Origin of the sequence: Nonomuraea sp. NPDC050643, assembly GCF_040654715.1 — a bacterium.
In the GTDB taxonomy this organism is placed as follows: domain Bacteria; phylum Actinomycetota; class Actinomycetes; order Streptosporangiales; family Streptosporangiaceae; genus Nonomuraea.
Genome location: NZ_JBFAIM010000002.1, coordinates 284,646 through 311,221 on the forward strand (window position 1 = coordinate 284,646; position 26,576 = coordinate 311,221).

Consider the following 26,576-nt stretch of genomic DNA (forward strand, 5'->3'; position numbering starts at 1 on the left):
CTGGCGATCGGATGGTCGCTAGGCTCTCTCTTTGTTGTCAGGCGTGTACGGACCGGCGCCGGTCCGTCATGCTCGGTCGCGAAGCCCTCAGGAGTCCCCCTTGTCCGCAGAAGTCGAGCCTGCCAAGGTCGAGGAGCCACCCAGGGCCGAGCCCGCGCCCCCGCGGGACAGGGCCCAGGATGACGACCCCATCGGGCAGGCCGCGCAGCCGTACGGGTTGCCGGGCAAGCCGCTGGCGCGCGGGCCGTTCCTGTTCGGGCTGGTCGGCGGGCTGGGTGTGCTGACGGCGATCGCGATCGCGCAGATGGTCGTCAAGTCGCTGAGCACGATCGTCCTGGTCGTGGTGGCCATGTTCCTGGCCGTCGGGCTCAACCCGGCCGTCGAGGCCTTACAGCGCCGCGGCCTGGCCAGGCGGGGCGCGATCGCGATCGTGTTCACCGGGGTCATCGTGGCGTTCGTGCTGTTCGGGGTGGCCGTGGTGCCGCCGGTCAGCCAGCAGCTCAGTGAGTTCATCAACGCCGTGCCGGGCTACTTCACCGAGCTGAGCAACAATGCGACGCTGCGCCAGCTCGACGCCGACTACCAGATCCTGCCGCAGATCAAGGCGTTCGTGACGAGCACGCTGGGGCCGTCGCTGGCCACCGGGATCATGGGCGCGGGGCTGGTGGTGCTGAACGGCGTGTTCACCACGGTGACGCTGCTGGTGCTCATGCTCTACTTCCTCGGCTCGCTGCACACGATCAAGGACTATCTGCTCAAGCTCGTACCGGCCTCGCGCCGGACACGGACGGGCGCGATCTCCGAGCAGATCCTGTCCGGGATCGGCGGCTACGTCGCGGGCAACGTGCTGATCTCGGTGATCGCGGGCATGCTGACCTGGATCTTCCTGTCGATCGCCGGCGTCCAGTACGCGCTCGCGCTCGCCCTCGTCGTGGCCCTGACGGACCTGATCCCGCTGGTCGGCGCCACGATCGGAGCAGCGCTGGTGACCTGTGTGGCGCTGCTGCAGTCGGTGCCCGCCGGCATCGCCTGCCTGATCTTCTTCCTGGTCTACCAGCAGGTGGAGAACTACCTCATCTACCCGAGGGTGATGAAGCGCTCGGTCGACGTGACACCGGCCGTGACGGTGATCGCCGCGCTGTTCGGCGGCGCCCTGCTCGGCATCGTCGGCGCCCTGCTGGCCATCCCGGTGGCGGCGGCGATCTCGCTGATCATCCGCGAGGTGGTGCTGCCCCGCCAGGACGGGGCCTAGCTCCGGCCGCCGCCGAGCTCGGTCCGCAGGAATTCGATCACGGCCGTGTTGAACGCCTCCGGCTGCTCGACCGCGCTCAGGTGGCCGGCCTTGGGGATGATCTCCAGCTTGCCCTCCGGCACCGCGCGTGCCATGGCCTCGGCGTCGGCGGGCGGTGAGAGCTCGTCCTCCTCCCCCACGACGATCAGCAGCGGCGCCTTCAGGGCGCTGAGCGTGTCGAAGGAGTCGGGGCGCGCGGCCATGGCCCGCTGCGCCCAGGCGACGGCGCCCGGCGGCGCGGACTGCACCAGCCCCTTGACCCGTCCGAACACCATGGCCCGCCGCTCCTTGGTGGTGGGCCCGATGAGCGCCGGAAGCACCTCGCTGACCAGCACCTCGCTGCCGCCGGCCAGGACGGCCTGGGCGATGCGTTCCCTGTTGTCCCTCGCCGGGGGCGGATCCGGACTGGCCTTCGTGTCGGCCAGGATCACGCCGAGCACGCGGTCGGCGTGCCGACGGCAGAACGCCATGGTCACGTAGCCGCCCATCGACAGCCCGCCGATCACCGCCCGGTCTATGCCCTCCTCGTCGAGCAGCCTGGCGACGTCGTCGGCCATCAGGTCGAGCGACGGCTCGTCCTCGCCCAGCCGCGACCCGCCGAAGCCGCGCAGGTCAGGCGTGATGACGCGGCAGACCCGGGCCAGCCCTTCCCGCTGGGCCAGCCACATGGCCGACGACAGTGGGAACGCGTGAAGCAGCACAACCGGGATCCCGGTCCCGGCGAATCTCGTGTAGAGCTGCACGGACCACACGGTAGCCCGGTTCACGGCGACAATCACTCAATGTCGTATGCCTATATCTCTGGAGAGCCCTGACTAGTTCGCTAAAAGCCGCACTCCATCAATGTCCACCATAAATCTGACATTGCCCGCCGAATAATTCACGCGCACAATCCAGGCAAACCGACCATGCCACGAGGTGACCCTGATGGCAGGAACCCGCCCCGCGCTCCCCGACGCCACCAACGGCGCCTTTCTCCTCCAGGCGCTGGATGAGGCGAACGCCCGCAGGGCCGAGCACCACGCGCCGCCCCTGGCCATGGACGCGCTGCTGGTCGACTACGCCAAGGCGCGGGCCGCCGCCCTCTCGGAGCACGAGGGCCTGCGCGCCGGCCACCACGGGTTGCGCGCGGGGACGGGCGAGAACCTGTACTGGCGCGCGGGCGACGACATGAGCGACGCCGCCGAGGCGGTGGCCTCCTGGTACGCCGAGTCCGCGGCCTACGACTGGGACGACCCGCGCCCCGGCCACTTCAGCCGGCTCGTCTGGAGGAGCACCACGAGGATGGGCGCCGCCCGCGTGGCGGGACAGGGCCCGGAGGCGTACGAGACGTACATCGTGTTCGTGTTCGAGCCTCTGGGCGACATCCAGGGCGAGCACGAGAAGAACGTGTCACGTCCCTGACGCGATGGCCGTGACGCCACCGTCGACGAAGAGCACCTGCCCCGTCATGTACGCCGACGCCGGGCTGGCCAGGAACACGGCCGGTTGGGCCATCTCCTCCGCCGTCCCCCACCGCCGCATGGGCACGCCGGCGATCGTGGCCGCGCCGCCGCTCGCGTCGTCCCAGAGGTTGCGGTTGAGGCCGGTGGCCGTCCAGCCGGGGCACAGGGCGTTGACCCGCACCCCCGAGCGGGCCCACTCCACGGCCAGCGTCTTGGTCAGCGCCACCAGCCCGGCCTTGGCGGCGGCGTAGGGCGCGAGCAGGGGCGCGCCGAGCGCGGCCACCGAAGCCACGTTGATGACCACGCCCCCGCCGCGGCCCAACAGGTGCGGGGCGACCGTGTGGCAGACGGCCATGGCGGAGTCGAGGTTGAGCCGCATCAGCTTGTCCCATCCGGACAGCCGCAGGTCCTTGAACTCGACCATGAAGTTCGAGCCGCCGGCGTTGTTGACCACGATGTCGAGGTGCCCGAGCCCGTCGATCGCCGCCTTCACGACGCCCGCCGCGGCCTCGCGGTCGGCAAGGTCGGCGGGGATGACGACGGCGCGCCGCCCCAGGGCCTCGACCTCCTTGCCCACCTCGGCCAGCGTCTCGGCCGACCGGGACACCAGCGCCACGTCGGCCCCCGCCGCGGCGTACGCGAGCGCGATGGCCCGCCCGATCCCCTTCGACGCCCCGGTGACCAGGGCCTGCTTCCCGCTGAGATCGAACGCGCTCACGCCGCCTCCTCGTTCCGGAAACCGAACAAGATTCTACGGACAAAGGGCCACGAGACGCCACCGGCGCGGAGCCACGAGGGCCCCGCGCCGATGGTCGTTCAGCCAACCGCTCTGGGGATCAGCCCAGCCCTCCGAGGAGGGCGTCGAAGAAGTCGGCGATGTCGTCGCCGAGCTTCCCGCCGCGCATGCCCAGATGCGCGGTCGCCCCTCGTTTGGTGTTGACCTCTATCTCGATCTTCTCGGGCTTGAAGATCTGCTTCTCACCCTGTCCGGAGCCGCCACCGCGCGGCAGGTTCGACGGTGGCCTCCCCTGCGGGTACATCCGGCCGTTGCCGTAGACGGTGTACGACTGCGTCGGCTGCGTGGTGCCGTCGTTCCGGTAGACCTGGCTCGGCCGTGGCCGGGCCGGCTGCCGGTTCGCCTTCGGCGGCGCCTGCCGCTGCGTCGACCGGTGACTGGTCGGACGCCGCACCGGGCGCGAGCGCGCGTGCTGAACCCCTCGGGGGACGTAGCCGTTGCGCCGGTTGTACCGCTGACGTGCCAGCACCTTCTTCTTCGCGGCCGCCGCCTCGCGAGCCGCCTTGCGCGCCTCTCTGCGGGCCCGTGCCGCCGCCCGGCGCTTCGCCGCCGCCTCACGTGCCTTCTCGGCCGCCTCGCGTGCCTTCTTCCTCGCCGCGGCCAGGGCTCTCTTCTTCGCCTCGGCCTTGGCCCGCCGCTTGGCCGCCTCGCGTGCCCGCTTCTTGGCCTCTTCCAGCGCCCGCTTCCTGGCCTCCTCCAGGGCCTTCTTCCTGGCGATCTCCCTGGCGCGGCGGATGGCCGCCCGCCTGGCGGCCTGCTGGGCCGCCCTCTTGGCGAGGTAGCGGGCCCCGACGCGGACGCCGATGCCGACCACGATCCACACCCACTGCCCGTCGGGGTCGCTCATGGAGACGGGGCTGTTGCTGGCGTAGGAGTAGCCGTTGAGCTGCTGCGGATCCACGTCGTCGATGATCGGGTCCACCGACAGGAAGCGGCCGTGCTTGGCGTCGTACTCGCGGGCGCCCAGGTGGACGAGCCCGGTCGTGGCGTCCTTGGTGCCTCCGACGAATCCGCGCTGACCCGGCCACCATGGCGGTGGCGAGCCCCGGTCCTCACCGAACGGCGTCATCCTCCGTACGGCCAGGTCGCCGTTGCCGGCGTTCACCGCGGCCTGCGCGGTGCCCTGGTGGTCGGCGGCCAGGAAGAAGACCTGGTTGTCGTTCGTGCGGACCGCCACGGCCTGGTCGTTGATCGTGTAGTAGCGGGTCTGCTCGACCGCGTCCTTGGCGAAGTCGAAACGCAGCTCCAGGTCGTCGATGTAGAGCGTCGCGTCCGTGGGCGTCTTGCGGATCAGGCGGTCGCCCTCGGCGTCGTACAGGAACGACGTCGTCTTGCCCGCCTCGGTCACCGACTCCAGGTTGCCCTCGGCGTCCCAGACCAGGGCCTGGTCGGAGGTGCCGACCTTGCGCCTGGTGGTGTTGCCCGCGGCGTCGTACTCGAAGAGGTCGGCACCGGCGTTCTTCAGCGCGTGCGGCTGCTTGCCGCCCGCCGCCGGGTAGGTGTAGTCGCGGACGGTCTCGGCCGCGCCGCCCCAGGCGTGCTTGGTCTCCTTGGTCCGGTTGCCGGTGACGTCGTAGGCGTAGCTGACCGCGTACGGGGCCACGCCGCCGATCTTGCCGGACTGCGGGCCGCCGGAGGCGCAGTCGTCGGTGCCGGTCCAGGCCGAGGTCAGGCGGCGCAGGCTGTCATAGGTGAAGCACTGCGTGTCCTGACCGGCGGCGCCCTTGTCGGCGATCCTGGTGATGTTGCCGACGGCGTCGTAGGTGTAGCTGAGGTCGAGGTCGGTCGCGGTGGCGCCCTCCCTGTCCAGCCGCATGCCGGTCAGCCTGCGGGTGGCCTCGTCATGGTTGTAGGTGAGCCAGGTCTTCTTGCCTCCGGTGCCCAGCTCGTACTGCAGGGTCTCGCCGAACTTGGAGTAGCGGGCCGCGGTCACGTACGACGACAGGCCGCTGACCTTGGTGGGCTGGCCCAGCTCGTCGTAGGTGTAGGCGACCGACTCCTCCGCCAGCCCGCCGGCCGCCGGGAAGGTGACCGACTGGACCTGGTCGTCCAGCGTGTAGCGGGTGTTGAGCTGGTAGGAGCCCGCCAGCTTGCCCTCCCGCTCCGGGACGGTGACGGTCTCGCGCAGAGTGCGGTAGTCGGCGTCGATCGCGTTGATCTCGGCCTTGTACGCCTGCCCGCCCACGTACCGGATGGCGGCGTTCTGGTGGCCCTTGGCCAGCGCGTCGTACTTCCACTCGGCCAGCAGTGTGCCCGTGGCCGAGCCGTCGCGCAGCTCCTTCTTGCGGCCCAGCGCGTCGTAGCCGTACCACAGGGTCTTGCCGCGGGCGTCGGTGGTGGTGACCACCTCGTCGGCGTCGTTGTACGTCATCGTCGTGACGCCCTTGTCGGGGTCCTCGGTCTTGATCTCCCGGCCGCGCAGGTCGTAGTGGTGGCGCCACACGTTGCCGGCCGGGTCGGTCACCGTGGACAGGCGTCCGGCGTGGTCGTAGGTGTACTTGGTGGAGTCGTACTCGCCGGTCGGCGTCGAGCCCTTGTACTGGCGCAGCTCGATCAGGCGGTCCTCGGCGTCACCGATGCGGGTGGTCGCTGTACCGCCCTGCGGCGGCGTCACGTGGAGCCGGTCGCCCTCCTGCTTGGAGGAGACCCGGTACTTCTCCTGGCCCTTCGCCTTCAGGATCTGGACGTTGACGTCGCCGATGCCGTCGAAGACGGACACGACCTGCGTGGGCACGTCCGCGTCGGCCACCGCCAGCAGGTCGGTGGCGGGCGCCCCGGTGGAGAAGTAGCCGGTGTTGGCCTTGGACTGCTCGCCCAGGGAGTTGTAGATGGTGTCGGTGATCGTGCGGCCGTCACGCAGGTTGGGGTCCTGCGTCTGCTCGTCCCTGGGCGCCGGTTCCTGGGTCTGGCGCTCGCGGGACAGGCCGTCGTACAGCTCGTGGCTGGTGGTGTAGGCGCCGTCGCCGCGCAGCGTCTTCGTGGTGACGATGCTGGGGCCGTCGGCGCGCATGGTGTAGGAGTACTCGGTGCTGGGCGACTGGTTGGCCGCCTTGCTGCGGTCGGGCTGCCAGACCTTGGTCAGGCGGCCGAGCGCGTCGTACTCCAGATCGGTGCGGCGGCCGTTCGCGTCGATCTCGGTGACGGGCTCGCCCCATGCCGGCTGGACCACCGTGCGGTCCACGTGGCCGAGCTGGTTGGTCTCGGTGACCTCGGTGGGCAGGGCGCCCGCCGCCGGGGTGTAGGCGGTGACCTCCTTGGTGCCGACCGCGTCGGTCTCGCTGGTCACGCGGCCGTAGGCGTCGTACGTGCTCGTGCTGTCGGTGATCGTCGTTCCGTCGCCGGAGACGACCTGCTGGACGCTGGTCACGTCACCCTTGGTCGGCGCCTGGCCGTGCGTCCTGCCGTCGTACTGGACCTTCTCGTCGGAGATGACCTCTTCCCCCGCCAGCGTGGAGACCGCGGTGCCGCAGCTCGCGGCGACCTTCTGGATCCGGCTGGGGTAGTCGAGCATCCAGGTCGTGTCGTTGCGGGCGTAGGTGTAGCGGACGCACTGGTCGTCGTCGGCCGTGGCCAGGTCGCCCTTCTCCTCGACCTGGGTGAGCAGGCCCTTGTCGTCGTACGAGCGCTCCTCCCCGGTACGCCGCCACGCGCCGCCCGCGATCGCGGTACGGGTGACCATCGACTTCGCTTCCACCAGGTAGGCGGTCTTGGTGACGCCGCCCTGCGTGGACTCGGCGCTCTTCAGCGACCACGGGATCTCGACCGACGCCTTCAGCAGGGCGCCGCCGTCGCCGTCGTAGAGGAGCTCCTCGTTCTCGAAACTGGCGTACTGGTCGAGGTCGTCGCGCTTGACGCCCTCGGAGTCCGTGACCTGCACGGTCCGCTTCGAACCGTCGGCCTGCCTGTCACCGTGCATGCCCCGGAAGTAGCGGAACTCCGTGAGCGTGCGCTTGGTGTCCTGGCCGTCGCCCTCGCGCACCCGCACCCGGCCGAAGCCGCGGAAGTCCGCCCACGTGCGGTGCTCGGGCTTGACGAGGATGTTGTCGGCGTAGTGCCAGGCGGCGCCGTCGAGGTACTCGTAGCTGGTGACGACGTTGGGCGAGCCCGCGACGCGGTCCACCTCGACCGTCTGCGACACCACGTACTTGTGGAACCAGTCGGTGACCTCGCCCTCGTTCGGCGGGGCCCAGCGCTGCGGGAAGCACCGCTTGGTGTTCTTGTCGGCGGCCGGCAGCTCGCCGGGCTTGCACTCGGCGGCGGCGTAGTTGACCCGCAACTCGCCGCCGGTCCCGTTGTCGACCGCCTGGACGCGCCACTTGACCAGCGGGGCGCGGCCTTCCTGGGCGTCGACCCGGTTGGCGAGCTGGATGCCCATGAACGTGGTCTTGGGCAGCGTGACCGTGCCGCCCACGTGGCCGCTCTGCTGGATCGAGGCCAGCCACAGCGCCGGGCTCATGCCGTCGCCCGAGGCCGGGAACTGGTGCGCCAGCGCCCAGGAGTCCACCGCCGCGTACTGGCCCGAGGCGTTGACGATCTGGGTGGTGATCTTGGTCAGCCGCTTACGCGTGAAGAACGTCGGGGTCGTGCGGTCGGTGCACTTCACGCCGGAGTCGCAGATCTGGTCGAACGGCACGTCCGGCCAGTGGGCGGCGGTCTCCTTCTTGAGCTCGGCCGCGGCGCACGTCACCGTGCCGCTGGGCAGGCAGCGCTCGGCCACCTCGAACAGCACACGGGCGGCCGGCGCCTTGGTGAACAGCTCGTTCTGCAGGTAGCCGTAGTCGATCCGGGCCAGGTAGGCGCCGCGCACGTAGGAGGTGCCCAGCTCCGGTTTGCCGTTGCGGCCGTAGTAGTTGGTCTCGCGCTCGTACCAGTAGGTGGTCGCGTTGCCGTGGGTGTCCACGGCGTAGTCGAGGTTCCACCGGTATCCCTGCTGGCACCAGGCGTTGGCCGGGGTGCTGTTGTAGCAGGGCTCACCGCTGTTGTTGCCGAACACCGGCACCGTCTGGACCGACTTGGTCTCCGCCTTGCCGCTCGCCCAGCCGGGCAGCCGGTTCAGGCCGAAGGTGTACTGGGTACCGTCGGCCGTGGTGACCCGCCAGTACTCGCCGTTGTTGTCGCCGTTGGTGGCGCCGGTGAGGTATTCGATGCGGGTGCCGTCGTCGCGCTTGGGCCGCCACTGCTTGCTCGTGGCGTCCTTGACCAGCTCGACGGACGAGCTGCCGAGCGACAGGATCGCGTTGTCCTGGTCCCAGCACAGGTCGCCGGTCTTCTTGCCGTCGATCGTGCAGGACTTGTAGCGGCGCTCGATGAAGCCGCCGGGATTGAGCTCGAAGCCCTCGCCGACCCAGGAGGCCTGGTTGTTGGTGGAGGCGGTACGGCCGTCCACGCTCTGCGAGGAGTAGCCGAGCGCGATCTCCGGCTCGTCGCCGCCCAGCGCGGGCGGGGTGCGCAGCTCGTAGTTCCAGGTGAAGTCGCCGGTCTGGGTGCCGACGCTCCAGTCCGCCGTGGGGGCCAGCGAGGTCGCCGAGTGGTCGCCCGACGAGCCGGAGGCGGCGGCGGTGAGAGCGTAGACGGCGCCGGTCTCGACCTCGGCGGTCACCGTGCCGTCCTTGGTGTTGTTCTCGCTTTTCACCGCTTCCGGCGCCGCGCAGTTCGTCGCGGCGCGGTCGAGCGCGCATTCGTCCAGCTTGACCATGCGCAGGCGGGAACCGTAGTCACCGCCGTACGCGTAGCGGAAACTGGAGTAGTCGATCTCCAGGCGGGTCTTCTTCGCCGCCCTGGCCGTGGCGACGCCCTGTCCCGGCGACACGCGCAGCGCCAGGCCCAGCCTGTCGGTGTCGAGCAGCTCGACGCTCACCGGCTCCGCGTCGGCCGCGGCCACCCTGGCCTCGCCCTTCCGCGGGGCCAGCTTCACCGGGAAGCCGGCCGCCAGGGTGCTCGCGGAGCCGCCCAGCTCCGCCTTCTGCGTTCTCGGCCAGGTCACGCCTGGTGGCGCTGTCCAGGCCTGTTTCTGCACGGGGTCGGCCAGCGGGGGCCGGACCGGGACGCTCGTGCCCTTGACCGGGGTCTCTTGCTGCGTGGACGGGGCGGGCCTGGAGGCCGCCTGGGCCGGCATCGCGTACGCGATCGGCAGGACCAGGACGATCGAGAGGGTGGCCGCGAGCCTGCTCGGCCAGGGGGACGCGGACTTGGGCTGTTCCTGGAAACGGTTCCAGGAGGGGTCGGGAATGTCGGGTTCGTCAGGGGGCGGAAAACGATTCCAGCGGGATTCGGGCAGCTCTAACTCATCCGGCAGATCCATGGACCTCTCCCAGTCGGGGGTGCGGTACGGGAGTTACTGGGCGGCTAGTTGGGCGATTTGCTCGGCGTTCAGCACTCCGTCATAGGCGCGGACGTCATCCACCGTCCCCGGCCAGAAGCCGGTGAAGGCGCCCGCGGTCTTGGTCCGGCCCAGTTGCAGCGGGCCGGTCGCGCTCCACGCGCTCAGGTGGCTGGTGACGGTGCTGGTGGACAGCCGGCCGTTGACGTAGACGCGCAGCTCACCGGCCAGCGGGTCGTACACGCCGGCGACGTGCGTCCACTCGAGCGGGTTCGGGATGGCATCGGAGCGGGTGCGGACGAGGGCGGCGGTGTCGGTGTCGGCGGCGGCCATGCCGAGCGTCCACCGTCCCTGCTCCTTGTCGAAGCCGAGCTGGAAGCCGGCGGCCCGGCTGCCTGGCTGGGCCACGGCCGCCGTGTCGCGGGTGGGCAGGTAGTCGAGCTGGGTCCAGGCGGCCACGGTGAAGCCCGACCTGGTGTTGACCACGGGCGCGGCCGTCTGGGCGAAGCCGTTGACGCCGTCGAGCGCGAGTGCGCCGTCCAGCCAGCCAGACGTCCACGAGGCGGCTCCGGACAGCGTCGCCGCGCCGGCCCGGCCCGAGGATTCGGCGGCCGACGTGCCGGACTCCTCGTCCAGCTTCCAGTGGCCCACCAGCGTGGCAGCGCTGTTGACCAGGTCGGCGACCTCGTCGGCGAACATGGCGCGGCCATAGAACCGCACCTCGTCGACGTCCCCGGGCCAGAATTCCGAAGCCGCCCCGTTGACCTTTCCGCGGCCGATCGTCACAGGGCCTGTGGCGTTCCATGGTGCGGTGACGGTGGCTGTGCCCTCCAGCTTGCCGTTCACGTAGAGCGTGATCTGGCCGGCCGCCGAGTCGTAGACGCCGGTCAGGTGGGTCCATTCGTTCAGCCTGGGCGCGGCGGCGGACTTGGCGCGCACCACCGGTGCGGCGTCCGCGTCGGAGCCCGCCACGGCCAGCGCCCAGCGGTCGTCGGCCTTGGAGTACTGCAGGGAGATCGCGCCCGTCCTGCCGCCCTCCTGGGTGACGGCGGTGGCGGTGGCGGCCGTCCCGGTCAGGCGGGCCCAGGTGCTGACGGTGAAGTTGCGGCTGGTGTCGACGGCGGGGCCGGAGGTCTGGGCGTAGGCGTTGGCGAGCTTGAGCGCCGTGCCGGTCTTGCCCGAGGTCCAGGTGGCTCCATAGAGGGTCGCCGGGCGGGCGCCCGCCGCGTCGGCGGCCACGGTGCCCTGGCCGTCGTCCATCGTCCAGTGTCCGCTGGCGGGCCGGCCCGCGTTGACGTTGAAGACGTAGGTGCGGATCGGGCCGAACTGGCCGGCGCGGTCCTTGCTGCGTACCGACAGCACGTTGGGGCCGTCGTGGCGCGGGGTCAGCGCGATCGTGGTGGAGCCGTCCGAGCCGGGCGTGACCTCGTTCTTGGGCGTGGTGTCCACACCCCAGACGTAGGCGGCCACGTCGGTGACGCCGTTCGGGGCGAACGTGAACCTGCCCGGGAGGCCGACGCCGTCGCTCCAGCCGTTCTCGGTGTAGTCCGGCGAGGAGATCTCCGGTTCCCGGCCAGGGGCAGTGGCGTCCACGGTGGCCTCGCACCAGGGGCTCCACGCGCTGTTGGCCTTGCCGTCCTCGGCGCGGGCCCGCCAGCGGATCAGGGCGCCGTCGTTGTACAGGCTCACCGGGATGGTGGCGTAGAAGGCCGTGCCCGTCGATCCCATGGAGGTGACGTACTCGCCCGTCTTCGTCCCGGCGGCGTTGTACCACTCGAAGCGGCCACGGACCGAGTTGTCGGTGTCCTTGAGCTTGGCCCACAGCTTCGGCGTGGCGGTGCTGATGATCGGCCGGCTGTCACCGGAGAGGCAGGGGCCGCCCGGGTCGGACCACAGGTCGGCCGCCACCGGGTTGCCCGGCAGCGAGTTGTACTCGATGACCAGGCTCGGGTTGTTCTTGAACTTCTTCCAGGCGTACACGTCGGTCTCGCTGGTCGCCCGCAGGCCGATCGTGACGTTGGCCCACTTGTTGGCTGCGGCGTTGACGACCTGCGGGGTGACGTTGAACTCGACCCCGCCGGGCAGGCAGCTCGGGCCCCAGCCCTTGGCCACGTTCACCGTGTCGAGCAGGGTGACCCAGGCGGGCTGCTTGCTCCAGGTGGTGGTCTTGCTGATGGTGTTGGTCGCCCATGCCTCGACCTTGCGGGCGCTGCACGAGTACGACCACGTCTCGTACGTGCGCAGCGTCGCCTTGATGATCTGCTTGCCGTGGATGGTCGAACCGGTGTTCATCTGGTAGAACGTGCGGTTCTTCTGCGACTCCACGTGCCCCACCCGGGCGACGTCGCTGGAGTTGAGGTAGTTGGAGTTCGGCCAGTTGCTCCAGACCGCGGTCCAGGCGTTACGGGCGGCCGAGAAGTACGGGTCCAGATAGACGGGGAACTTGGTCCGCGCGTCCGTCATCATCCGCCGGTCCGGCCGCAGCCGCAGCTCCCTGCCGGTCAGCTCCACGCCCATCGTGGCCTCGTTGGCCTCCGGCGAGCGGCCCTCCTTGAGCGCCTGCGGGCTCGTGATCCCCTCGGAGTCCCACATCTTCGGGGTGGGCGCGATGAAGAGCGTGCCCTCGTTCTGGTCGACGGCCTCCAGGTTGCCCGCCTGGTCCGCCTTCAGCGTCAGGCCCTTGGCGGCCAGCGGGAACCTCAGCTCGGTCATCGCCGCCGCGGCGGCCCGCGACTTGACCACGAGGACGTGGGAGAAGCCGTCCACGTCGGCGGTGACCTGGAGGTCCACGCCGGGCATGACCTCCGCGTAGGTGGCGGTGTCGCCGTTGAGCGTCGGCTTGGGCAGCGTGCCCGTCCAGCCGAGCTCCATCGACTTGGCGCCGCGCGACAGGCTGGCCAGCGGGGCGTCGCCGCCGCCGGAGAACGTCAGGCCGACCGCGGTGGCCACGGGCTCCACCGCGCCGTCGGGGCGCAGGCGGAGCGTGGTGTCCACGGGCACCCAGCGGTCGCCCTGGCGTACGCGTACGGGACGGACGTGCATCTCCATGGTGAGCCTGCCGTCAGGCTGGGCGAAGACCTGGCGGGTCTCGCTGCGCAGCGACTCGACCTCGATCTGCTTGCCGGTGCTGCGCGCCGAAGCGAGCGCGGCCTGCTCGCTGTCGGCGGGGGGCTGAACGGTTCGGACGCGTTCTCGCGCCTCCTCGGCGGCCACCGGATGGGTGACTGCCAGTGTCGAAATCGATAACGCCGCCGCGACCAGTCCATGCACTACCCGCATACGATCCTCGCCCATGCCGAGCAGGGGTTACGCCCGGACTAGGACCGCCCGGCGTCTCCACGATCTTCGGTTGACGATCGGATTGTCGCTTTCGTCATCGCGGAGGTCCAGGGTTCTGTTCATTCTGCTCAAAGATTTTTTCATGACCGCAATACGGCTGGAGATATTCGTCAGACCTCCGTCGGCAGCGGGTGGGCGGCCGGATTGACCCTCTTGACGATCTCGTCCAGGGCGATCCGCACGTACGGTTCGCCCACCCAGAGGTGCTTGGCGCCGTCCACGCCGATGACCTCGGCCTGCGGAACCCGGGCGAAGCGCCGGCGGGCCTCATCGGGCCGCAGGTAGTCGTCGAACTCCGGCACCAATGCCACCAACGGTCGTCCGAAATGGGCCCAGCCGTCCAGATCCTCATCGGTGGCCCGGTGCAGCGGCGGCGAGAGCAGGATCGCGCCCTCCACCAACGGGTCGTGGGCCCACTTGAGCGTCAGCTCGGTGCCGAACGACCAGCCGACGACCCAGACATGCGGAAGATCGTGGTATTCGGCGTATTCCAGCGCCGCGGCCACGTCGAACCGCTCCCCCTCACCCCCGTCGAACGCCCCTTCCGAGGTGCCCCGGTCGGAGGACGTGCCCCGGGTGTTGAAGCGCAGCACGGCCAGATCGGCGAGCGCGGGCAGCCGGTTGGCGGCCTTCTTGTAGACATGGCTGTCCATGAAACCGCCGTGGGTGGGCAGCGGATGCAGGGTCACCAGTGTCGCCACCGGCGGACGGTCGAGCGGCAGGGCCAGCTCGCCGACCAGCGTCAGGCCGTCGCCGGTGTGCAGCTCGATCGGCTCCCGCCGGGCGGGCAGAACGGTCGCCGCGCGAATCTCCACCATGAATCCCTTCAGTAACGGCTGCGGCCGGGGCCGCGGTCGAGTCTCTTGCGCCAGCAGGCCGGATGCCAGTGACGGCGCTCCTCGTCGCCGCCCGGCCAGTTGGGCCAGGCCACCAGGTGCGGCTGGCCGCCGCGGATCTCCTGGTCGCAGCCGGGACAGCGGTAGTCCTTCGCCGAGGAGGCTCCAGTGAGCGTACGCACCTTCCACTCCCCGTCGGGCCACTCCTCCACCTTGTCGACGCCGGTCGGGAAGCCGAGGGGACGGGAGGAGTCTCTCCGGCGGGCGCGGCGCGGGCTCATCGACGGGGGAACTCGCTGGCACCGGCGGTGACGAGTTGGTCGAGCAGCGGGGCGGGGGCGAAGGACGGCTCGCGGTATTCGGCGTAGAGCGCCCGCAGCCCGTCGCGGACCCTGGCCAGGCCCAGGGACTCGAGCGTCTCGAAGGGGCCGGCCAAGTAGCCGCAGCCCAGGCGCATGGCGGCGTCGATGTCGTCGATGGAGGCGTAGCCGGCGTCGTGCATCCGGACGGCGTCGTTGAGGTAGGGGAACAGCAGCGCGTCCACCACGAACCCCGCCCGGTCCTTGCACGGCACCGGGACGAGGCCGGCGACCGTCACCAGGTCCGCGGCGGCCCTGGCGGCCTCGTCCGAGGTCAGGACCGTGGTGGCGAGCTCGGCCACCCGGTCGCCGACGAGGTGCACGCCGACCATCGTGGCGGGGTCGCGCAGGCGTACGGCGTGTTCGATCACGGGCCGGTCGGCCAGGCGCAGCACGACGCCGGCGGCCCCGGCCCCGGCATCGGCATCGGCATCGGCATCGGCGGAGCGCTTGAAACCGGCCGCCGACAGGCGCTCCACGAGCTCGTCGGCCCCGGGCCCGGTCACGTCGAACGCGACCACCTCCGACCGCTGCCGGTCTTCGGCCCGGGCCGGCTCCTCGCCGTAGAACCCGCGTCCCGACTTGCGGCCCAGCAGCCCGGCCGTGACCAGCTCCCGCAGCAGCGGGGACGGCGCGTGCCGGCGGTCGCGGGTCTCGTCGAACAGCACGCCCATGACCTCGTAGGCGGTGTCGAGCCCGATCAGGTCGAGCAGTGCGAACGGCCCCATGGGCAGCCCGACGCCCAGCCTCATCGCCGCGTCGATGTCGTCGCGCCCGGCCACGCCCTGCTCCATGAGCGCGGTGGCGTGGTTGAGATAGGGCAGCAGCAGCCGGTTGACCACGAACCCGGCGCGGTCGCCCACCGCGACGGCCGTCTTGCCGAGCCGGCCCGCCAGCTCCGCGATCTCCCGCACGACCCCCGGCTCGGTCACCACCGTCCCCACGACCTCGACCAGCCGCATCACGGGGGCGGGGTTGAAGAAGTGCATCCCGACCACCCGCCCGGGACGCCCGGTGGCGGCGGCGACGGCCGTGACGGAGAGCGAGGAGGTGTTGGTGGCCAGCACGGTCTCGGGCTTGCAGATCCCGTCGAGGTCCTTGAACAGGGAGACCTTGTAGTCGAGGATCTCCGGGATGGCCTCGACCACCAGGTCGGCGTCGCGCAGATCGGTGCGCGATGTGGTCAAGGTCACCCGCCCGAGGATCTCGTCCCGCTCGTCGGCGGTGAGTTTGCCCTTGTCGACGGCGCGGCCGGTGGAGCGCTCGAGATGCCCCCGGCCTCGGGCCAGCGCCTCGGCGTCGGCCTCGACCCCGATCACGCGCAGCCTCGCCCGCGCGAACACCTCCGCGATCCCGGCCCCCATGGTGCCGAGTCCGACCACTCCTACCCGTTCAAACGCCATGCGTCCAGTTTTCCAGAGCCGCTAAGGTGGACCGTCATGCGGCTGGTCATCGCGCGATGCAGCGTGGATTACATCGGACGGCTCACGGCGCACCTGCCGATGGCGCCGAGGCTCGTTCTCATCAAGGCGGACGGCAGCGTGAGCATCCACGCCGACGACCGCGCCTTCAAGCCGCTCAACTGGATGAACCCGCCGTGCAAGCTCAAGGAGGACGGCGAGACCTGGACGGTCACCCACGGCAAGACCGGCGAGAAGCTGGTCCTGACCATGGAGGAGATCCTCCACGACTCCAGCCACGAGCTCGGCGTGGACCCGGGCCTGATCAAGGACGGCGTCGAGGCCCACCTCCAGGAGTTGCTCGCCGAGCACATCACGACGCTGGGCGACGGCTACTCACTGATCCGCCGGGAGTTCATGACGGCGATCGGCCCGGTGGACATCCTCTGCCGCGACGCGGTGGGGGCGACCGTGGCGGTGGAGATCAAGCGCCGGGGCGAGATCGACGGCGTGGAGCAGCTCACCCGCTACCTGGAGCTGCTCAACCGCGACCCGCTGCTGGCCCCGGTCCGCGGGGTGTTCGCGGCGCAGGAGATCAAGCCGCAGGCGCGCGTGCTCGCCACCGACCGGGGCATCGACTGCGTCGTCCTCGACTACGCCGCTCTGCGCGGCATCGAGCCGGAGAACCCCACCCTCTTCTGATCACGCTCCGCCGTGGCCCGCCCCCCGCCGCACTCCGGCCGGGGGCCTTCCAGGGAAACGCCCGCTGACCCTTCAGTGGCGGGCCACCGTCACGGAGCGCCCGGCCGGCCCCCTCCGTGGTCATCCGTGGCCGCCCCGCCTGGTAAGCGATGGCTTACCGGATTATCGTGACGTCATGACGACGCTGTTCGACTCACTCAACCCGGCGACCGGCGAAATCGTCGGCAGCCACCCCAAACAGCACCCCGAGGCCGTTCACGAGGCCGTCGGCCGGGCCGACGCGGCGGCCGGCTGGTGGGCCGGGATCGGCGCCGCCGAGCGCCGGCGCCGGCTGCTCGACTACAAGGCGGTCCTCACCCAGAACCTGCGCGACCTGGCCGAGCTGGTCCACGCCGAGACCGGCAAGCCCGTGGGCGACGCCACGCTCGAGATCGTGCTGGCCATCACGCACATCGACTGGGCGGCCCGCAACGCGCAGAAGGTGCTCGGCCGCCGCAGGGTCAACACCGGCATGATCGGGCTCAACCTCGTCGCGACCCTCGAATACCTGCCGCTCGGCGTGGTGGCCGTCATCGGCCCGTGGAACTACCCCGTCTTCACCCCCATGGGCTCCATCGCGTACGCGCTCGCGGCCGACAACGCGGTCGTCTTCAAACCCAGCGAGCTCACCCCCGGCATCGGCGTGCGCCTGGCGGAGCTGTTCGCCGAGTCGGTCCCCGAGCACCCGGTGTTCCAGACCGTGACGGGTCTCGGCGAGACCGGCGCGGCGCTGGCGGCCGACCCCCGCGTGAAGAAGGTGGCCTTCACCGGCTCGACCGCCACCGCCAAGCGCGTCATGGCGGCCTGCGCCGACAACCTCACGCCGATCGTGGCCGAGTGCGGCGGCAAGGACGCGTTCATCGTGGACGCCGACGCCGATCTGGAGGCCGCCGCGGACGCCTGCCTGTGGGGCGCGATGTCCAACGCCGGCCAGACCTGCGTGGGCGTCGAACGTGTCTACGTGGTCGACGCGGTCTATGAAAGTTTCATGCGCGAGCTGTCCGGCCGGGTGACAAAGGTGAAAGCCGGCGAGGACTACGGCCCGATCACGATGCCGGGCCAAGTCGACATCATCAAGCGGCACATCGACGACGCCGAGAAGTCGGGCAGGGTGATCACCGGCGGCGCGGAGTCGGTGCGGGCCCCCTACGTGGATCCGGTGATCGTCGAGGACGTGCCTGAGGACTCGCCTGCCGTACGCGAGGAGACGTTCGGTCCCACCATCACCGTGCGCCGCACCCGCGACGCCCAGGAGGCCCTGGAGTTCGCCAACGCCTCCGCCTACGGCCTGGGCGGCACCATCTTCAGCCGCAACGCCCGCCGCGCGACCGAACTGGCGCGCATGATGCGGACCGGGATGACGGCCATCAACTCGGTGATCTCGTTCGCCGGGGTCCCGGCCCTGCCGTTCGGCGGCGTCGGCGATTCGGGGTTCGGCAGGATCCACGGAGCCGACGGCCTGCGTGAGTTCGCCCGGCCGAAGGCCATCTCCCGGCAGCGGTTCGCGATGCCCGGGATGAACCTGACCTCGTTCAACCGCGGCCCCGGCGAACTTGAGCGGCTGATCAGACTTGTCACGTTCTTGCACGGTCGACGTAAAAGATAATCTTCTTGCCCTTTCCCAAATCCGATCATCCGTCCATAATTGTGTGCTCTGGGGGCCACGATCATGTTGGACGGGTGGAATGTGAACCGGTCTTACCGGGGAATGTCGGCTGAGCAAAGGCTGGCGGACAGACGCGAGCGGCTGATGACGGCCGCGTACACGCTATACGCGAAGCCAGGTTTCGCGGCGACCACGATCGAAAGGCTGTGCTCGGAGGCCAGGATCTCCAACCGGGCCTTCTACGAATGTTTCGGCGGACGAGAGGAGCTCCTGCAGGCGTTACACGAGCGTTGCGTGGAGGAAAGCCTGGCGGTCGTGGCCAAGGCACTGCAGGAGGCGCCGAACACGCTCGACGGCCGCGTACAGGCCGGGATTCGCGCCTATATCGAGTTCACCACGGCGGACTGGCGCCGGGCCCGCATCATGCACGTCGAGGTACGCAGATCAGGAGATGTCCTCACGCAGTCCCGGCAGCGCGCGGTGGACGCGTTCGCCCGGCTCGTCGAGGACGCATCATCCGATTTCCCCCAGGCCGCCCGCTTGAATCGGCGGCTGGTGGCACTGGGAGTAATTGGGGCACTACAAGAGTTGCTCATCGAATGGCTGCTCTCCGAAGATCAGCCGGAGATCGACGAACTCGCCGCGGTCGCGGTGCACATCTTCAACCGGAGCCTCGGGCCGGGCTGACCGCTCGATATATGCCATTCGCTCCGGCGTTTTGCAGCAACCGAAATCTACATTTCGTCTAAGTCGCAAGGAAAGAGCGGGTAACGGCTGATCGTTACCCGCTCTGATATGTCACCTCAGGCCACCGCGGCAGCCGGAACCTCGACATGCAGCACCCGATTCAGCCGGGTGACCGCCAGTATCCGCATGATCCGCGGTGGCACCCCCCGAAGAACGAGACGGCGTTGCACGCTCGACGCGCGCCGATGCGCGCCCACGAGCACTCCGAGCCCGGTGGCGTCGATCATCTCCAGCTTGGAGAGGTCGAGGATCAGGTCGCCGTCACCGGAGTCGAGCGCCTTGTGCAACCGCTCCCGCACCCCGGCCGACGTGCCGGCGTCTAGCCGCGCACCGATCCGCACCACTTGGGCTCTCGGGTTGCCCCGGACGCGCATGCCACCTCCTCAATCACGTACACAGCGTAGTCACTTCCCCGCGCAGAGCGTCGTCTGCCGGGAGTGAAACCCCCCCTGCATGTTCCCCCTACCCACCCAGCGGGAGTGACACGACCGCATTCAGCAAGAACTCTCCGTCAGCCGTCGGATGGGCCGTCACCTTGCCACCGACGCCAGCCAGCCGCTCCCCCATGCCCGCCAGGCCACTGCCCAGATCGGCGGCCTGTGAACGGGCCACTCCGTCGTTGCGCACCCGTAGCTCCGCCTCCTCGCCGGTGAAGCGGATCGTGATGTCGCAGAAGGAGGCGGTGCTGTGTTTGAGCACGTTGGTCACCGCCTCGCGCACCACATAGGCGAATACCGGCGCCACTCCGTCCGGCAGCTCGCGGTACGGCAGATGCACCTCACAGCGGACCCCCGCCGCTTCCAGCACACCTTTCACGCTATTCAGCTCAGCGGCCAAGTCAAGCTCGCGGTAGCCGCGCACGGCCTCCCGCAGCTCCCGCAGCGCCTTCCTGGTCAGGGTGTTGACCTCGCGCATCTCGGCCTTGGCCGCCTCGGCGTCCACGTCCGACAGACGGGTCGCCAGCTCGGTCTTGACCGCGATGGCGGAGAGCTGGTGGCCCACGAGATCGTGCAGATCCCTGGAGAAGCGCAGCCGCTCCTCGGCCAGCGCCAGCCGCGTGTGCGCCTCGCGGCCCTCATGGGCCTCCAGGGCCAGCGTCCAGATCCAGACCGACATCCTCGTCGAGGGCGGCATGACCCCGCACAGCAGCCCGTAGATCACCACGTAGTACAGCAACGCGCCCATGACGCCCGCGTCCTCGACGATGGGGCTTTCCAGCATGGCGCCGATCACGACACCGAGCCCGACGCCCACGACGAAGGTGGCGCCCGACAGCAGGTGACTCATGCGTTTCGTGACGCCGAGCGTGGCGACCGCCAGCCACGAGATGAGAAGGAAGCCGAAGCCGAGCGTCTCGCTTCCGCCCACCGCCGTCGCCACCAACGCGAGAACCGCCGACAGCACCACCTCTCTGGTGGCGTAGCGGCGGTCCAGCGCGGCGTTGATCATCTTCGGGTACAGCCAGGTGAACCAGAGGGCCAAGATCACCGCGGGCACGGCGCTCCACCAGTTCCATCTGTTCTCGCCCACCACCAGCGTGAACTGGACGATGACCATCATCCACGTCATCACGATGTTCGAGATGAGCATCTTCCAGGTGAAGCGGCGTGCCCGCGTGATCGCGTCCATCTACTTGGCGCGGAGCACGTCGCCGAGTTTGAGCCGGGCGCCCGTCCGCAGCACGGCCCGCTGATAGACCTTGGCCCCGAAGGCCAGCATCGCGACGACGGCCAGCACCATCGCCACCATGGAGACCCCCACCTGCCACATCGGCACCTCGGCCGCGGCCATCCGGACCGGCATGATCATGGAGGAGAAGGGCGGGATGTGCGACAGCACCGTGGCGACCGTGCCGGTCGGGTCGTTGGTGACGTAGAAGGCCACGAAGTACGTCGCCATGATGAGCATGGTCAGCGGCGTCAAGACGGTGTTGACCTCCTCCTGGCGCGAGACCAGCGAGCCCAGCGCCGCCGCGAGCGTGGCGAAGAACGCGTACCCGAGCACGAACCACACGAGCACCGCCGCGATCAGCCCCGGCATGCCGGGCGGCAGGTCGGGGAACATCCCGGACATCGCCGCCGCGCCCAGCCCCACCACCACGACCGTCAGCAGGTTGATCAGGCCGAGCACGCCCAGCCCGAGGATCTTGCCGCCGAGCAACTGCCAGGGCCGCACCGTGGAGAGCAGGATCTCCACGATCCGGCTGCCCTTCTCCTCGACCACGCCCATCGCGACCATCACGGCCTGCCCCAGGACGAGCATGAAGAGCAGGACGGTGAGAATCACGGCGATGCCGGTGCGGGCCGCCTGGTAACGGGTGTCGGCGCCCACGGACTGCATCTGCAGCGGCGCGATGGACACCCCGGCGCCGCCGAGCTTGACCTCCCGGTTGACGCTCTGCATCAGCACGCCGAGCTGGGAGTCGATCTCCCCGTCGGTGAGCACCTTGGCGTTGTCGACCAGCACCGCGTCCACGTCGCCGTCGAGCACGGCCTGCTTGGCCACGCCCTCGTCGGGGAACGAGCGCCACTCGAACTCCACGTCCGGCGCGGCCTGCTTCAGCGGCAGTTGCTGGGAGTTGACGGTGCCGAGCGTGTAGGAGTCGTTGCCGCCCATCAGCTTCGGCAGGAAGCTCAGCGCCGCGATCAGCACGGCCGTGACGAGCAGGCCGATCAGGAACGACCTGGTCCGTATCTGCGTGGTGATCTCCCGCCGGGCGATCAGCATCAGTCCGTTCACGCCACGGCCTCCTTGAAGATCTCGGTCAGGGTCGGCTGCTCGACCCCGAAGTGCTCGACGTGCCCGGCCTTCACGGCGCGGCGCAGGATCTCCTGGTCGTCGCCGCCGACGGCGCGCAGGGTGTGCCTGTCGCCGTGGACGGTGACCGCGCCCGGCAGCCCCTCCGCCCACCCGGGGGCCGGATCCCGTACGACCACGCGCAGCGTCTTGCTCTCCGCGGCCCGCAGGTCGGACACCGTGCCGGTGGCGACCATCCGGCCGGCCGAGACGATGCCCACGGAGTCGCACAGCCGCTCGACCAGTTCGAGCTGGTGGCTGGAGAAGATCACCGGCACCCCGCCCCTGCAGCGCTCCTGCAGCGCCGTGGCGAGCGAGTCCACCGCGATCGGGTCGAGCCCGGAGAACGGCTCGTCGAGGACCAGCACCTCGGGATCGTGCACCAGCGCCACGGCGAGCTGCACGCGCTGCTGGTTGCCCAGCGACAGCGCCTGCACGGCGTCGTTCCTGCGCTCCGTCAGCGCGAGCCGCTCCAGCAGGTCGTCGGTGGCCTTCTTCGTGGCCGGCCCGCTGAGCCCGTGCAGGCGGCCGAAATACTCGATCTGCTCGGCGACCCGCATCTTCTGGTAGAGGCCGCGCTCCTCCGGCATGTACCCGAACCGCTGCCGGGCGTCGTAGCCGAGCGGCCGGCCCTGCCAGCTCACCGAGCCGGAGTCGGGCTGGAGCACCCCCATGACGATGCGCATCGTGGTGGTCTTGCCGGCGCCGTTCGCGCCCACGAACCCGAACATCTCCCCGGGCCGTACGCTGAAGCTCACCCCGTCCAGGGCCACCTTGCCACCAGGGGCGTCGGGGCCGCCCGCGAAACGCTTGCGCAGCTCGCTGATCTCGAGCATCAGGTCCTCTCCTTCATCATGAGTCAATAGTGGCTTTCGCGGCGTTCACCCTGGTAGTCGTTGAAATCACCCACCCGACATGGATCGCGCGTCCGATCCGGGTGACATTTGTCATCACCCCCATCCCCGTTACGCTGGGGGCCATGACGCGCGCCGACAAGGACAAACCGGTCGTCCTCTCCCACATCTACACCCGTGCCGGCGACGACGGCATGACAGCGCTGAGCGACATGAGCCGCACCTCGAAGACCGACCCGCGGCTGGCCGCCTACGCGGACGTGGAGGAGGCCAACGCCCACCTGGGAGTCGCGCTCGCACACGGCACCCTGCCCGCCGATCTCGTGGCCATTCTGGTCCGGGTGCAGAACGAGCTGTTCGACCTGGGGGCCGACCTGGCCACACCGGTGGTGGAGAATCCGGAGTTCCCGCCGCTGCGGGTGGAGCAGCCGTACATCGACCGGCTCGAGGAGCAGTGCGACCTGCTCAACGCCGGCCTCAAGCCGCTGCGCAGCTTCATCCTGCCGGGCGGCGACCCCGCGACGGCCGCGCTGCACGTGGCCCGCGTCACGGTCCGCCGGGCCGAGCGCACGACGTGGGCGGCCCTCGAGGCCCACGACGACATCAACCCGCTGACGGCGAAATACCTCAACCGCCTGTCGGACCTGCTCTTCATCGCCTGCCGCGTGGCCCACGCCGGCGACGAGATCCTCTGGAAGCCCGGCGGCACCCGCTAACCGGCCCCGCGCCCTCACTCCGGGCTGGGCGACGTCGGAAGCTCTGAACTGGGCGACGTCGAAACTCCAGGCCAGGCGGCCTGGAGAGCTCCGGGCTAGGCGACGTCGAGATACGCGCTGGGCGGCGCGGACTCCAGCCAGGCCAGAAAGCCCGTCAGCGCGTCGGCGCTCATGGCGAGGGAGATCCCCCGCGTGCTGCCCTCAAGATCCACCGCGAACAGCCCGCCGTCGACCTCACGACGGGCGGAAACGACGAGGCCGCGCCTCGCGATCGCGTGGCGCGGCCTCAGTCGGACGCCCAGGAGCGGAATCCAATGGAGCTCCCCGTCTGCGTAGCGGGCTACCCCGCTCTGCCAGCCGCGGTCCCCCACCCGCAGCCGACAGGGCACACTCCCGCGCGAACGGGCCAGGATCACCCCTCGCAGAACTATGAGGGCGGCCAGCAGCACCACGAGAATCACAACCGTCGCTACCATGCCGCCCCCTGAAAGCCCACTTGCTTTGTATTAAACCTCTTCGCCCGCCGCACGCAGCCGAGCCTTGGCACGCTTGGCCTCGATTGCCGCGTCGGCGTCTTCCTGGTTGGCCTCGATCGAGGCCTGGGCCCGGTCGAGAGCGTCACGGGCAGCGGCGACGTCGACCTCGGAACCGAGCTCGGCCACCTCGGCGAGCACCGACACCTCGTCGTCGGCGACGGAGATGAAACCCCCGTGCACCGCCGCCGCGAGATCGCCCTCACCCTCCCGCTTGATGCGCAGCACACCGCCCTCGACGAGGACGCCGAGAACAGGTGCGTGTTGCGGCATAATACCGATCTCGCCGTCCACGGTCTTGGCAATCACCATGTCGGCTTCGCCCGACCAGATCTCACGCTCGGGTGAGACAACCCCTACGCGTAGCTTCGCCACTTCTGTAGGTTCCTTTCCGATCAGGTAGTGGTGCGGCTCTGGAGAAACCGCACCACCACCGAGGGCGATTAGCGGCGCTCGAGTTCCTTGGCCTTCGCGATGGCCTGCTCGATGCCACCGACCATGTAGAACGCCTGCTCGGGCAGGTGGTCGTACTCACCCGCGCAGAGGCCCTTGAAGGAGGCGATGGTCTCGTCGAGAGGCACGGTCTCGCCCGGCTGGCCGGTGAAGGCCTCGGCCGCGTACATCGGGTGCGACAGGAAGCGCTCGATGCGGCGGGCCCGCTGGACGGTGACCTTGTCCTCCTCGGAGAGCTCGTCGATACCGAGGATCGCGATGATGTCCTGGAGCTCGCGGAACTTCTGCAGGATCCGCTTGGTCTCCTGGGCCACCCGGTAGTGCTCCTCGCCCACGATCTGCGGGTCGAGGATCCGGGAGGTGGAGTCGAGCGGGTCCACCGCGGGGTAGATGCCCTTCTCCGAGATCGGCCGCGAAAGCACGGTCTGCGCGTCGAGGTGCGCGAACGCGTTGTGCGGGGCCGGGTCGGTGATGTCGTCCGCGGGCACGTAGATCGCCTGCATGGAGGTGATCGAGTGGCCACGCGTCGAGGTGATGCGCTCCTGGAGCACACCCATCTCGTCGGCCAGCGTGGGCTGGTAACCCACGGCGGACGGCATACGGCCGAGCAGGGTCGAGACCTCGGAACCGGCCTGCGTGAAGCGGAAGATGTTGTCGATGAACAGCAGCACGTCCTGCTTCTGCACATCGCGGAAGTATTCCGCCATGGTCAGCGCCGACAGCGCGACCCGCAGACGGGTGCCCGGCGGCTCGTCCATCTGGCCGAAGACGAGCGCGGTGTCCTTGAGGACGTCCGCCTCCTCCATCTCCAGCCACAGGTCGTTACCCTCACGGGTGCGCTCGCCCACACCCGCGAAGCACGAGGTGCCACCGAAGTTACGGGCGACCCGGCGGATCATCTCCTGGATCAGCACCGTCTTGCCGACGCCGGCGCCACCGAACAGGCCGATCTTCCCACCCTGCACGTAGGGGGTGAGCAGGTCGATGACCTTGATGCCGGTGACGAGCAGCTCGGTGCGGGACTCGAGCTGGTCGAACGGCGGGGACGGCCGGTGGATGCCCCACCGCTCCTCGATCTTGAGGGACGCGGTCGGAACGTCGAGCGTCTCGCCCAGCGCGTTCCACACGTGGCCCTTGACGACGTCGCCGACCGGAACCGAGATCGGGTTGCCGGTGTCGACCACGGCCTGGCCGCGGACGAGGCCGTCGGTGGGCTGCATGGAGATGGCGCGCACGATGTTGTCACCCAGGTGCTGGGCGACCTCGAGCGTCAGGGTCTTCGCCTCGCCGCCGAGGGTCACCTCGACCTTGAGCGCGTTATAGATTTCAGGCATCGCATCGACGGAGAATTCCACGTCGACGACGGCGCCGGTGACACGTGCCACGCGGCCTGTGCCGGCCACGGGGGCCTCTACAGTTTCAACAGCCTCTGCAGTCATTTCACTCTTTCCCCGCTGCGGCGTCAGCGAGCGCGTTGGCCCCACCGACGATCTCGCTGATTTCCTGGGTGATCTCGGCCTGGCGAGCCTGGTTCATCTGCTGGGTGAGCACCCGCATCAGCTCGTTGGCGTTGTCGGTCGCGGACTTCATCGCGCGCCGCCGCGCGGCCTCCTCGGAGGCCGCCGACTGGAGCAGCGCCGTGAAGATCCGGGACTCCACGTAACGTGGCAGCAGTGATTCCAGTACGTCGCCGGCGGTCGGCTCGAACTCGAAGTACGGCGGGATCACAGTGGACTCCGTCGCCTCGGTCTCCTCGACCTCCAGCGGCAGGACCCGCTTGACCACGACGTTCTGCGTCAGCATCGAGACGAACTCGGTCGAGACGATGTGGATCTCGTCGATCCCGTTGTCGTCCTTGAACGAGTCGATCAGCGTGGTGGCGATCTCCTTCGCCTGGGCGTAGGCCGGCTGCCGCGAGAAGCCGACCCAGCTACCGCCCATCTCCCGGTTGCGGAAGGTGTGCCAGGTGACACCCTTCCGACCGGTGACGAACGGCACCACGGTCAGCCCGCGGCTCTCCAGCAGTCCGCGCAGGGCCTCGGCCTCGCGCAGCACGTTGGCGTTGAAGCCGCCACAGAACCCGCTGTCACTGGTGACGATGAGGACGCCCGCCTTGGCGGGGTTCTCCTTCGCCACGGTCAGCGGATGGTCGACGCTGGCCGCGTTGCTGACGACGCCGGTGACGGCGCGAGTGATCTCACGCTCGTACGGCAGCGCCGCCTGCATCCGCTGCTGCGCCTTCACGATCCGTGAAGAGGCGATGAGCTCCTGGGCGCGCGTGATCTTCGCGGTCGACTTGACCGAGGTGATCCGCCGCCGCAGCAGCCTTAGCTGGGCACCCATGT

At 69.6% G+C, this 26,576-nt stretch carries 21 protein-coding genes; 6 read left to right on the forward strand and 15 right to left on the reverse strand.

What is annotated here, in order from left to right:
- Positions 1-100: 100 nt before the first annotated feature.
- Positions 101-1,252 carry an AI-2E family transporter gene (locus AB0I15_RS03585; RefSeq protein ID WP_358089504.1) on the forward strand — a complete coding sequence of 384 codons (1,152 nt, stop codon included), beginning with the start codon at positions 101-103 and terminating at the stop codon, positions 1,250-1,252.
- Here AB0I15_RS03585 and AB0I15_RS03590 read toward each other — a convergent pair.
- Entirely contained in the window at positions 1,249-2,034 is a 786-nt protein-coding gene (locus AB0I15_RS03590; protein WP_358089507.1) for an alpha/beta fold hydrolase, read from the reverse strand. The genes AB0I15_RS03585 and AB0I15_RS03590 overlap by 4 nt on opposite strands.
- Before the next feature lie 184 nt (positions 2,035-2,218).
- Here AB0I15_RS03590 and AB0I15_RS03595 point away from each other — a divergent pair, with 184 nt between their 5' ends.
- Positions 2,219-2,695, forward strand: a complete 477-nt coding sequence (locus tag AB0I15_RS03595; RefSeq protein ID WP_358089510.1) for a CAP domain-containing protein — start codon at positions 2,219-2,221, stop codon at positions 2,693-2,695.
- Here AB0I15_RS03595 and AB0I15_RS03600 read toward each other — a convergent pair.
- The 6 genes from AB0I15_RS03600 to AB0I15_RS03625 all read right to left on the reverse strand — a co-directional run bounded on the left by AB0I15_RS03600 (position 2,684) and on the right by AB0I15_RS03625 (position 15,788).
- Positions 2,684-3,454, reverse strand: coding sequence for an SDR family NAD(P)-dependent oxidoreductase (locus AB0I15_RS03600; RefSeq protein ID WP_358089513.1), 771 nt, complete (start codon positions 3,452-3,454; stop codon positions 2,684-2,686). The two genes, AB0I15_RS03595 and AB0I15_RS03600, sit on opposite strands and share 12 nt — an antisense overlap.
- 118 nt (positions 3,455-3,572) lie before the next feature.
- Positions 3,573-9,833, reverse strand: a complete 6,261-nt coding sequence (locus AB0I15_RS03605; protein ID WP_358089516.1) for an RHS repeat-associated core domain-containing protein — start codon at positions 9,831-9,833, stop codon at positions 3,573-3,575.
- Positions 9,834-9,866: 33 nt separating this feature from the next.
- Complete coding sequence (locus AB0I15_RS03610; protein ID WP_358089519.1) at positions 9,867-13,130, reverse strand: LamG-like jellyroll fold domain-containing protein; 3,264 nt, start codon at positions 13,128-13,130, stop codon at positions 9,867-9,869.
- Positions 13,131-13,300: 170 nt separating this feature from the next.
- Complete coding sequence (locus AB0I15_RS03615) at positions 13,301-14,005, reverse strand: alpha/beta fold hydrolase (protein WP_358089845.1); 705 nt, start codon at positions 14,003-14,005, stop codon at positions 13,301-13,303.
- 11 nt (positions 14,006-14,016) lie between these two features.
- Positions 14,017-14,307, reverse strand: a complete 291-nt coding sequence (locus tag AB0I15_RS03620) for an ATP/GTP-binding protein (protein WP_358089522.1) — start codon at positions 14,305-14,307, stop codon at positions 14,017-14,019.
- The gene (locus tag AB0I15_RS03625; protein ID WP_358089525.1) at positions 14,304-15,788 is read right to left on the reverse strand and encodes a 3-hydroxybutyryl-CoA dehydrogenase; all 1,485 of its coding nucleotides are present in this window, start codon (positions 15,786-15,788) and stop codon (positions 14,304-14,306) included. Before AB0I15_RS03625 ends, AB0I15_RS03620 begins: the two co-directional genes overlap by 4 nt.
- 36 nt (positions 15,789-15,824) lie before the next feature.
- On the opposite strand from AB0I15_RS03625, the gene nucS reads away from it, so the two are divergent.
- From nucS to AB0I15_RS03640, 3 genes are all read left to right on the forward strand, one after another.
- A complete protein-coding gene (nucS, locus tag AB0I15_RS03630) occupies positions 15,825-16,487 on the forward strand; it encodes an endonuclease NucS (RefSeq protein ID WP_358089528.1) in 663 nt (220 codons plus the stop codon).
- Between the two features lie 175 nt (positions 16,488-16,662).
- Positions 16,663-18,132: an aldehyde dehydrogenase family protein gene (locus AB0I15_RS03635; protein ID WP_358089531.1), complete on the forward strand. Its 1,470-nt coding sequence runs from the start codon at positions 16,663-16,665 to the stop codon at positions 18,130-18,132.
- 144 nt (positions 18,133-18,276) lie between these two features.
- Positions 18,277-18,819, forward strand: a complete 543-nt coding sequence (locus tag AB0I15_RS03640; protein WP_358089534.1) for a TetR/AcrR family transcriptional regulator — start codon at positions 18,277-18,279, stop codon at positions 18,817-18,819.
- A gap of 116 nt (positions 18,820-18,935) precedes the next feature.
- Here the strand turns inward: AB0I15_RS03640 and AB0I15_RS03645 are convergent, their stop codons facing one another.
- The 4 genes from AB0I15_RS03645 to AB0I15_RS03660 all read right to left on the reverse strand — a co-directional run bounded on the left by AB0I15_RS03645 (position 18,936) and on the right by AB0I15_RS03660 (position 22,511).
- On the reverse strand, positions 18,936-19,253 hold the full coding sequence (locus AB0I15_RS03645; protein WP_358089537.1) for an STAS domain-containing protein: 318 nt from the start codon (positions 19,251-19,253) through the stop codon (positions 18,936-18,938).
- 88 nt (positions 19,254-19,341) lie between these two features.
- Positions 19,342-20,508: a sensor histidine kinase gene (locus tag AB0I15_RS03650; protein WP_358089540.1), complete on the reverse strand. Its 1,167-nt coding sequence runs from the start codon at positions 20,506-20,508 to the stop codon at positions 19,342-19,344.
- The gene (locus AB0I15_RS03655; protein WP_358089543.1) at positions 20,509-21,618 is read right to left on the reverse strand and encodes an ABC transporter permease; all 1,110 of its coding nucleotides are present in this window, start codon (positions 21,616-21,618) and stop codon (positions 20,509-20,511) included.
- Positions 21,615-22,511: an ATP-binding cassette domain-containing protein gene (locus tag AB0I15_RS03660; RefSeq protein WP_358089546.1), complete on the reverse strand. Its 897-nt coding sequence runs from the start codon at positions 22,509-22,511 to the stop codon at positions 21,615-21,617. Before AB0I15_RS03660 ends, AB0I15_RS03655 begins: the two co-directional genes overlap by 4 nt.
- A gap of 143 nt (positions 22,512-22,654) precedes the next feature.
- Here AB0I15_RS03660 and AB0I15_RS03665 point away from each other — a divergent pair, with 143 nt between their 5' ends.
- Complete coding sequence (locus tag AB0I15_RS03665; RefSeq protein ID WP_358089550.1) at positions 22,655-23,245, forward strand: cob(I)yrinic acid a,c-diamide adenosyltransferase; 591 nt, start codon at positions 22,655-22,657, stop codon at positions 23,243-23,245.
- A gap of 95 nt (positions 23,246-23,340) precedes the next feature.
- Here the strand turns inward: AB0I15_RS03665 and AB0I15_RS03670 are convergent, their stop codons facing one another.
- The 4 genes from AB0I15_RS03670 to AB0I15_RS03685 form a co-directional block, all read right to left on the reverse strand.
- On the reverse strand, positions 23,341-23,721 hold the full coding sequence (locus tag AB0I15_RS03670) for a DUF2550 domain-containing protein (RefSeq protein WP_358089552.1): 381 nt from the start codon (positions 23,719-23,721) through the stop codon (positions 23,341-23,343).
- Positions 23,722-23,751: 30 nt separating this feature from the next.
- Positions 23,752-24,153: a F0F1 ATP synthase subunit epsilon gene (locus tag AB0I15_RS03675; protein WP_103955987.1), complete on the reverse strand. Its 402-nt coding sequence runs from the start codon at positions 24,151-24,153 to the stop codon at positions 23,752-23,754.
- 68 nt (positions 24,154-24,221) lie between these two features.
- Positions 24,222-25,670: a F0F1 ATP synthase subunit beta gene (gene atpD / locus AB0I15_RS03680; protein WP_358089555.1), complete on the reverse strand. Its 1,449-nt coding sequence runs from the start codon at positions 25,668-25,670 to the stop codon at positions 24,222-24,224.
- A 1-nt stretch (position 25,671) separates the two neighbouring features.
- Positions 25,672-26,574 carry a F0F1 ATP synthase subunit gamma gene (locus tag AB0I15_RS03685; RefSeq protein WP_358089558.1) on the reverse strand — a complete coding sequence of 301 codons (903 nt, stop codon included), beginning with the start codon at positions 26,572-26,574 and terminating at the stop codon, positions 25,672-25,674.
- Positions 26,575-26,576: the final 2 nt, after the last annotated feature.

Excerpts from the sequence above, each read along its gene's own strand:
- AB0I15_RS03595 (WP_358089510.1), top strand. The coding sequence starts at position 2,219 with ATGGCAGGAACCCGCCCCGCGCTCCCCGACGCCACCAACGGCGCCTTT.
- AB0I15_RS03660 (WP_358089546.1), bottom strand. The coding sequence starts at position 22,511 with ATGCTCGAGATCAGCGAGCTGCGCAAGCGTTTCGCGGGCGGCCCCGAC.
- atpD (WP_358089555.1), bottom strand. The coding sequence starts at position 25,670 with ATGACTGCAGAGGCTGTTGAAACTGTAGAGGCCCCCGTGGCCGGCACA.
- AB0I15_RS03635 (WP_358089531.1), top strand. The coding sequence starts at position 16,663 with ATGACGACGCTGTTCGACTCACTCAACCCGGCGACCGGCGAAATCGTC.
- AB0I15_RS03640 (WP_358089534.1), top strand. The coding sequence starts at position 18,277 with ATGACGGCCGCGTACACGCTATACGCGAAGCCAGGTTTCGCGGCGACC.
- AB0I15_RS03645 (WP_358089537.1), bottom strand. The coding sequence starts at position 19,253 with ATGCGCGTCCGGGGCAACCCGAGAGCCCAAGTGGTGCGGATCGGTGCG.
- AB0I15_RS03610 (WP_358089519.1), bottom strand. The coding sequence starts at position 13,130 with ATGCGGGTAGTGCATGGACTGGTCGCGGCGGCGTTATCGATTTCGACA.
- AB0I15_RS03605 (WP_358089516.1), bottom strand. The coding sequence starts at position 9,833 with ATGGATCTGCCGGATGAGTTAGAGCTGCCCGAATCCCGCTGGAATCGT.
- nucS (WP_358089528.1), top strand. The coding sequence starts at position 15,825 with ATGCGGCTGGTCATCGCGCGATGCAGCGTGGATTACATCGGACGGCTC.
- AB0I15_RS03665 (WP_358089550.1), top strand. The coding sequence starts at position 22,655 with ATGACGCGCGCCGACAAGGACAAACCGGTCGTCCTCTCCCACATCTAC.
- AB0I15_RS03625 (WP_358089525.1), bottom strand. The coding sequence starts at position 15,788 with ATGGCGTTTGAACGGGTAGGAGTGGTCGGACTCGGCACCATGGGGGCC.
- AB0I15_RS03620 (WP_358089522.1), bottom strand. The coding sequence starts at position 14,307 with ATGAGCCCGCGCCGCGCCCGCCGGAGAGACTCCTCCCGTCCCCTCGGC.
- AB0I15_RS03650 (WP_358089540.1), bottom strand. The coding sequence starts at position 20,508 with ATGGACGCGATCACGCGGGCACGCCGCTTCACCTGGAAGATGCTCATC.
- AB0I15_RS03670 (WP_358089552.1), bottom strand. The coding sequence starts at position 23,721 with ATGGTAGCGACGGTTGTGATTCTCGTGGTGCTGCTGGCCGCCCTCATA.
- AB0I15_RS03685 (WP_358089558.1), bottom strand. The coding sequence starts at position 26,574 with ATGGGTGCCCAGCTAAGGCTGCTGCGGCGGCGGATCACCTCGGTCAAG.